The organism is Mycolicibacterium arseniciresistens, from assembly GCF_030519285.1.
Lineage (GTDB): Bacteria > Actinomycetota > Actinomycetes > Mycobacteriales > Mycobacteriaceae > Mycobacterium > Mycobacterium arseniciresistens.
In genome coordinates this window covers 20,560-27,805 of the sequence record NZ_JAUMSQ010000106.1, presented here as the reverse complement: position 1 = coordinate 27,805, position 7,246 = coordinate 20,560, and the positions used below count along the sequence as shown (strand labels likewise).

The 7,246-nt window shown below is 64.9% G+C and carries 8 protein-coding genes; 7 read left to right on the top strand and 1 reads right to left on the bottom strand.

Annotated elements, in window-relative coordinates; translation table 11 throughout:
* Nucleotides 1-1,150: 1,150 nt before the first annotated feature.
* The 7 genes from Q2100_RS15315 (at nucleotide 1,151) to Q2100_RS15285 (ending at nucleotide 5,782) form a co-directional block, all read left to right on the top strand.
* On the top strand, nucleotides 1,151-1,612 hold the full coding sequence (locus Q2100_RS15315; protein ID WP_276009849.1) for a TNT domain-containing protein: 462 nt from the start codon (nucleotides 1,151-1,153) through the stop codon (nucleotides 1,610-1,612).
* A complete protein-coding gene (locus tag Q2100_RS15310; RefSeq protein WP_302914768.1) occupies nucleotides 1,602-2,264 on the top strand; it encodes a hypothetical protein in 663 nt (220 codons plus the stop codon). Before Q2100_RS15315 ends, Q2100_RS15310 begins: the two co-directional genes overlap by 11 nt.
* A gap of 71 nt (nucleotides 2,265-2,335) precedes the next feature.
* Complete coding sequence (locus Q2100_RS15305; protein WP_302914767.1) at nucleotides 2,336-2,599, top strand: hypothetical protein; 264 nt, start codon at nucleotides 2,336-2,338, stop codon at nucleotides 2,597-2,599.
* 620 nt (nucleotides 2,600-3,219) lie between these two features.
* Nucleotides 3,220-4,374, top strand: coding sequence for an SPFH domain-containing protein (locus Q2100_RS15300; protein WP_302914766.1), 1,155 nt, complete (start codon nucleotides 3,220-3,222; stop codon nucleotides 4,372-4,374).
* Between the two features lie 22 nt (nucleotides 4,375-4,396).
* On the top strand, nucleotides 4,397-4,651 hold the full coding sequence (locus Q2100_RS15295; protein WP_302914765.1) for a hypothetical protein: 255 nt from the start codon (nucleotides 4,397-4,399) through the stop codon (nucleotides 4,649-4,651).
* A 64-nt stretch (nucleotides 4,652-4,715) separates the two neighbouring features.
* Nucleotides 4,716-5,276 carry an Rv1363c family protein gene (locus tag Q2100_RS15290; protein WP_302914764.1) on the top strand — a complete coding sequence of 187 codons (561 nt, stop codon included), beginning with the start codon at nucleotides 4,716-4,718 and terminating at the stop codon, nucleotides 5,274-5,276.
* Entirely contained in the window at nucleotides 5,273-5,782 is a 510-nt protein-coding gene (locus Q2100_RS15285) for a hypothetical protein (protein ID WP_302914763.1), read from the top strand. Before Q2100_RS15290 ends, Q2100_RS15285 begins: the two co-directional genes overlap by 4 nt.
* 7 nt (nucleotides 5,783-5,789) lie before the next feature.
* On the opposite strand, the gene Q2100_RS15280 is transcribed toward Q2100_RS15285, so the two are convergent.
* Nucleotides 5,790-7,091 (bottom strand): lipase family protein, encoded by a 1,302-nt coding sequence (locus Q2100_RS15280; protein WP_302914762.1) that lies wholly within the window; start codon nucleotides 7,089-7,091, stop codon nucleotides 5,790-5,792.
* Between the last annotated feature and the right edge of the window lie 155 nt (nucleotides 7,092-7,246).

The window sequence follows — 7,246 nt, the reverse complement described above, 5'->3', positions numbered from 1 at the left end:
CGCCGGCCCGGGACGGGCAGACGGGCCGCCTCCGCAGTCACCGGCATCGCCGGGGCCCGGCGCTGCCGACTCGCCGCCGGCGGCACCCAACCATGCGCCGTCCTCGGGTGACCCATCGCCGCCGGCGACTCCACAGGCACCCGAATCTCCAATCCCGACGGGTCAATCGGAGGCAGGCCGATCGCCGTTCGACACGGATTCGCCGGCCAGCCAGCCGGCCACCCCGGAGGCTCCCGCCGGCGGACATACGCCTGAACAACACGGCGGCGGCACGGGCGTAGGCGAGAATCCGGTGCATCAGCCAGGGGGCAACGACACGCCGAGCGAGGGTCACCGGCCGGGCTCCGACGAGCACACCGCGCGACCCGATGAGCGCACGCACACGCCCGCCGAGCAGCAACCGACCAATTCGCCTGCGGTAGAACAGCCGAGCGGTCATGAACGCGCTGCAGCCGAGGGTAACCAGACTCGAGAGCCGGCGCATGCAGCCGGTGAGAGCGACGCGAAGCGGCACGAGCCTGCGGGGGTGATGCCGGTCGGGATGGGCGGATTCGGCACGCCCATGGCGTCGCACGGGTCCGGGTCGTCACCGGGTTCCGCCGACGGGTCGCCGGCAGCGCCGAAGGCCGGGGCGCCGGATGCATCCACGCGCAACTTGGACGGGACAGGCCCGCGCGCCGCAACACCAGAAAGCCCTCGGGCGCAACAGCCAGGCGCCGCAGGACCGGCCGCTGGAAAGAGCTCGCCAGCTCCGATTGAGTCAGTACCGATGCACGTTGCGTCGCGTCCAGATAGTCCACTGCCGCATCAAGGAGACGAGAAGCACAGCCCGCCTCCGCACGACAGCGAGGCCGATAGTCCGCCGGCTTCGCGACCGGAGGCTGACAACGCACCGGCCGATCGACCCGATCACACCTCGAACCCTGAATCGAATGACTCGGCTGCCAGCAGTCGCGAAGGGCACAGCGCCGAAGGTAATGATGTTCCCCGTCACGTCGAATTGTTGTCGCGTGAACTCGCGGACATGCGGCCGTGGGATCGTGAGCGAGTCGACCGAGCGATCACACCCGGGCGACTATTCCATGACCTGATCGAAAGCGGATGTCCGGAAGCCATCGCAGCATCGGCGATACGTAGTCCGTATGCGGGCATGACCGCACACCAGCTGCTCGAAAAGTTCTGGGATGCAGACAAGCACACGTGGAAGTGGCCACCGCACGACGGCTTCAAGGACGGCATATGGAGTGTCACGGATCGTATCCCAACGAATATCCGCTTGGACCGTATCGGGCTCGTTACCGAGCGCACGGGGGACTTCATGGGGGTGGAAGGAGACTCGTACCCCTCGCGCGGGCTCGCTCCCGGCACGTCGGGCGATTACAACGTGTTCCGTGGGACCGGGGCTACCCTGCCACCGGGATGGGAGGTCCGCTACGGAGAAGTGGCCGATGTCTTTGATCAGCCCGGCGGTGGCACACAATGGGTGGTCGTTGACGAGTACGGCAAGACGGTCCTGATCGACACCCTGATTGAGGAAGAGCTTATTGTGCCGGTCTCGGGCCCATACTACGAGAACTGGATGCGCAATCGAGAGGCTGCCAATGGTCACTGATACCCCTCGTGCGCAGGATGATCCGGATTTCGTCAACATCGCCGCGCATCTCGACAATTGGAGATCTGTACAACGCAGGCTGGCGCTGGACGTCTTCGACGAGCCCGACTGGGAGAACGGCCGCCTGTACTTTCGCAACGGCTACCGGCACGGCGTCGAGACCTGGAAGCACTGGAAGGAACGGGGCGATTGGGCGGCGTATGTCATTGAACCCACAACTCGCGGATACACGAACGTGCTCTTCTCCTCGAAGGGGGAACGCGACGCGCACCGGTTCGAGCGAGTAGAAGCCGCTTTCACGCGGCCTATTGACGCAGGCAAGTTCGTACTGGCGCGAGTTGGCAGCACACTTCGCGTGTCTATGGGGCTCGATTCGCTGTCGGTGCGCTGGAGGCGTCAAGGGAACGATCCGCGAATGCGAACGGATCCTCCGAGCGCCGACCAACTCAATTACATGCTCCAGATATGCGCTGGCATCCAACCGGGACTGCTCGAACAGCATTTGCTTCGATACTCACTGGCCGACCGCACCGAGTTCCACGCCTTGCCGTTACCGTCACAGGCTCCGATGATGAATGTTCTTCCGCTGACGTTCGATGAACTAGAAGCCCTCCTTCTGGAGGGTCTACCGCCGAAATATGAAGATCGCTGACCCGATCGGATGTGCGCAGCAGTTCCTCGATGTCAGGACACTCCATCAGATCGGTTCAAGGAGACCGGACATTGTTATTTGACGACGCTTACCACTTCAGGGAGGACCGTTTCGCGCTTGGCGAGGAAGCGAACTCCGGTCGCTACTACGCCTCCATTCCGGTCAGTAACGGATTGGTCGACTATGAGGAGCACTACGAACTGACGGCGGAACAGTATCGGACATTCTCTCTCAACCCCTGCGCCGCAGTCGACTTCGTCGAGGCTTGCCGCCGGCACGATCACGACGAACTTCTGATGCAGAAGCCGGGAATGAATAGAGGCACTCCCATCTAAGGCACCATCACTTCACGAAACGGCATTATCGTGCTCCGCGCATACGCTGGACCCGGGAATGAAGGAGGGACTCGCGGATGGACAACCAACGACACGGCATTCGGGCCTCCGGCGAGTATGCGACCTACGACGGCCGTGAGCACTTCGCGCACAGCTTCGGCGATCGAGTGCGTCTCCTGTCCGACGACGACCCGCTCCCCCCGGGCTTCGCAGCGTCCACGAAGAGTTGGGTCCGAGGCGAGACCATCGTTCAGAGGACGGACGTCGCGCGACTGGAAACGATTAGGACCGTCGCCCGATGGTGCGGGTATCGGTTCGAAGTCGGGATCATCACCGGTGACACCGCCAACGTCACGTATCTCGGCGCACGATTCGACGAGGTCTCCGGGATGCCCGGAATGTACCGCCCCGACAAGTTCGAGGTCATCGGCGAGGTACCCGTTGCCGAGCTGACCGACGTCGAAGAGCATGTGGCACTGCGGGGCCCGGTGTCCGATATCGCAGCCGCACTGTGGGCGAGAACGCGCAAAGGCGACGGGCTGACGGTTCCGTACCACCGCAGATGGGAGGTCGGCGGCTGCGAACCGACCCGAAGTCTCAGGAGCTATCCCTACGACGGTGTGCAGGTGCTCGCGACAGGGCTCAAAGACCTCGAACGGCCCATGTTCGCTGCGCCCGATCGGATCATCGTCGAGAACTGGGCGAGACACTGCTGGGTGGCGATCGACCGAAGCACACGGGGAGCAGGCCCGCCCGATGCGTATCTCGTCGGCATGGAAGACGAAGGCGCCGGGCGCTATGTCGGCAACACCGCAGAAGTGGTGATCGAGATGGTCCGGGAAGCGCTCGGTCAGAGCACGAGGACGCAACCGGCTGAAGACGATGTTCAGATCGGGTTCCCGGGCCTTCACAACATCAGGGCCACCTATGTCGGCAGCTGGCAGTGGAACGTGCACGGCGAAGTGAGCCATGAGGACTTGGCCCAACGCGCCGCGCGCGCGACGCTGCGGGCGATCGACGCCAAGAAGACCGCGGACGAACAGGAACTCCTGGCCGTGCGCACCGATTTCGCCGCAGAGGTAGAACAGACCGTCGGTTCAGCCCTGTCGGAAAGGGGTCTCGTGCTCGACGAGATGTTCGACGGGCTCGACGACGGAGCAAGCGGGCGCCCGCTGTCGATCGTCTACTACCGAGGTAGCGACTGCAGACTGCAGATCTACCGGTCGTCGCGCGAGGGTGAGACGAACTGCATGATCGCACCGCTGCACGCACCCAACGAATACGGGCTGCGCAGCAGATCGAAGTTGTGGCAGTTCCTGGGTCGGTTCGTGGCGCGCCCGGAGCTTCCTCTCGAAGAGTCGGTGCGCGCGGCTCGACGGGAGCACGACAGTCACGAGACGCCGCTGCACTGGGTGCGATCGATCATCGAGGAGCACTTCGATGTCGCGCACGCGGGCATGCTCGAAAGGTCAGACGCGGATTCCGGTGTTCCGACGGTCGATGTGAGCGAGGCGATCACGCTGTATCTCGAGCACTACCCCGGCCGCAACGATGCCGAGTTCTCGGCGCGCTACGGCGCCGACGACACGCCCGCGGCCGAACAGCTCGTACGGGAGCTCCTGGCCGAAGCGATGACCGTGCAACCCGATTGGACCCGCATGTCGTTGAACGACGCCGGCGACCACGTGCAGAGTGTCATGCACGAGCGCCACCCCGAGCTGTCGGCTGAGGCTCTGGCGAGCATCGGCAATTACTACACGTACCTGATGCGATGAGGCGGATAGAGGAAGCGCAGACGTGAATCTGACCGAGTTGGCGCATGCGCTGACCGACATCGGCATCGCCCCCACGACGGTGGCGCTCGGCGGCCGCGCGGACTACACCTGGTGCGTCGAGCAGTCACCCGAGGACGGCACCTGGGAGGTGTACTGGTACGAGCGGGGAAACAAGAATCACCTGGTTCGGTTGACCACTGAATCGCAGGCATGTTTTCAGCTGCTGGGACGCCTGGCTTACAGTCAGCTACTCGCAGGCACCATCGGCCGCTCGTGAGCCGCGCATCCACCCCCAATACGTGAGTTTCGATGCCCCGCAGCGGCGGTAGATTCACTGCATCATGACCACACCGCCGACGCACCCGGGCCACTGGGGCCATCCCCCAGCGGGAGAGCGGCGCGGACCCACCGTGCTGTTCTTCGCAGTGCCGGTCGTCCTCAGCATCGTCCTGATCGTGGCGATCACGTTCGCCGGCCTGCAACGGCGGGACATCGATCCGGTTGCGATCAAGGCGCCCGTCGCCGAAGCCGACTGGAAACCCTATGTGGACGCCGGTGAGACGGTCGCGGAGAACCTCACGACGATCGACTACCGGACAGCCGATCGCGATGTACGGCGGGTCCTGGACAGTTCGACCGGACTGTTTCACGCCGATTTCGCCAAGCGTTCCCGCGACTTCGTCGACACCGTCCGCACGTCGGAGTCGGTGAGCACCGGCACGGTCAACGGCGCGGGTATCGAATCGCTGGACGCCGACGGCGCACGGGTGCTCGTCGCGGTCACCGTCGAAACGGTGACCAAGGACAGCGGCGGTGCCGCCCCGAGGTCGTGGCGGCTGCGGATCACCGTCGTCGAATCCGATTCCGCCTTGAAAGCGTCCGACGTGGAGTTCGTGTCGTGAACGCGACCGGCGCCCGCATCGCCTGGTGGACGGTCAATGTTGTGCTGATCCTCGGCATCGCTGCGGCGACGGCCGTCGGCCTGTGGCTGAGCGGCCGTGACATCACGCCGAGCCAGTTGAATATCCAGACCGAGAGTATGGAGCGAGTTCAGCAGCACGCGGAGAAGGTGGTCCCGAAGCTGCTCTCCTACACGCCTGAATCCGTCGCCGGCTTGGCGGAGACCGTCGACCCGCTGCTGACCGGCGACTTCAAGGACGAATACCGGGAGCTCCTCGAGACAGCGGTCGTGCCACAGGCACAGCAACAGCGGATCACCACCGACGCCGAAGTCGTCGGCGTCGCGGTCGAATCGCTCAGCGCCGACGTGGCGGAACTGCTCGTGTTCATCGATCAGGAATCCAGCACGCTCGCCGATCCGCAGCCGGACACCGACGAGTCCGCTGTCCAGATGGTCCTGCGAAAAGTGCAGGGGCAGTGGTTGATCAGCTCGTTCAAACCCGTGTGAGCCAGCGCTAGATCCGTCCGCAGTTCGGCGCCGTCGGAACGCCCTTGAACCGGTCCGCGATCCACTGCATGGCCGGCTCCCCGTCGACCAGCATCGGCAACGCATGGTTGATCACCGCCTTGTTCAGGAACGGCGGCTGCTCGTTGGTACGCGCCTCGATGTCGGCGCCCTGGGCACACCAGTCCCTGCCGAGTTGCATCGCCGGCGCCCACGGCACCAGCGGGTCGAATCTGTTGGCGTTGATCAGCACCGGCGCGTTGGGTTTCGTCTTCCCCAGCTTCTGTTCCTCGAACAGCGACCTGAACGGTTCCTGGCTGACGAGCGTGTTCATGTCCTGATTGAAGTACGGCTGGAGGTGCCGGAACATGAACTTCGAGATCGTCTCCGCGATGCACTGGTCCTGCACCTTGAACAGCATGTCGGCGCCGCGCGGGGTCAGCGTCGCGCGGATCGCCGCCTCGTGCTCGGGATAGGCCGTCATCACCGAGTTCAGCGCGTATCCGACGACACCGACGAGCATGCTGCCGTCGGCGAACGGGAAGAGCGCCTTCAGGTCTGCGGGCGGCGCACCGGCATAGGTGCCCTTGACGTCCAGTTCCGGCGCGTACAGCTCGGCCATCTCGGCCGCGGACGCCGCGGCCCCACCGCCCTGGGAGTATCCCCAGAACGCGAGCGGGCCGTCCGGCGCCAGCGACGTGCCGGGCAGCCGCTTGGCGGCGCGGGCGGCGTCGAGCATCGCGTGGCCCTGCGACACCCGGCTCACGTAGGTGTGCAGCCCCGGGGTGCCGAGGCCCTCGTAGTCGGTCATGACGATCGCGAACCCGCGGGCCACCATCGTCGCGACGAACAATTCCTCGTAGTTGAACGCCAGGTCGAGATAGGGCGACCAGTGGATGCCCTGGTTGAACTGCCGTGAGGGCGCACACTGGTCACCCTGGCCCTGGGTGCCGGGGCCGTAGACGATCAACGGCCGCGGCCCGCCGAACGGCCACGGGTTGTGCGGCTCGAAGTAGGTGCCCGTGACGACGTTGGGGTTTCCGCGAGCGTCGGTGCTGCGGTACATGATTCGCGTGCCATTGGCCATGATCATGCCGAGTTGGCCGGACGGCTCGAGGACCAGCCGGGACGGCTCCGAGCGCACCACGTCGCCGGGCTGGCCGGGCGGCAGCGGATCCGGCGGGGTGTAGAACGCCTGGTACTCGTCCTCGTTGAAATACGGGTGGTGGTGGTCGATGGTCGGGTCGTCGGCGAACGCCGTCGCCGATCCCGCCATGACGAAAAAGCTGACAACTGTAATGACGACGCGCATCCCCCGACCCACGGCGCGAACGTTAACAGTTCGATAACGACGGCGGGCGGTTTGGCTCCCGATTGACGTATCCGGTTATCCGCCGGTCGATTTGATCACGAGCCAGCGGGCCACAGAAACGCCGAACGCGCGCCCACCGCGGAGAATCACGCGGA

Excerpts from the sequence above, each read along its gene's own strand:
- Q2100_RS15315 (WP_276009849.1), top strand. The coding sequence starts at position 1,151 with ATGACCGCACACCAGCTGCTCGAAAAGTTCTGGGATGCAGACAAGCAC.
- Q2100_RS15310 (WP_302914768.1), top strand. The coding sequence starts at position 1,602 with ATGGTCACTGATACCCCTCGTGCGCAGGATGATCCGGATTTCGTCAAC.
- Q2100_RS15280 (WP_302914762.1), bottom strand. The coding sequence starts at position 7,091 with ATGCGCGTCGTCATTACAGTTGTCAGCTTTTTCGTCATGGCGGGATCG.
- Q2100_RS15290 (WP_302914764.1), top strand. The coding sequence starts at position 4,716 with ATGACCACACCGCCGACGCACCCGGGCCACTGGGGCCATCCCCCAGCG.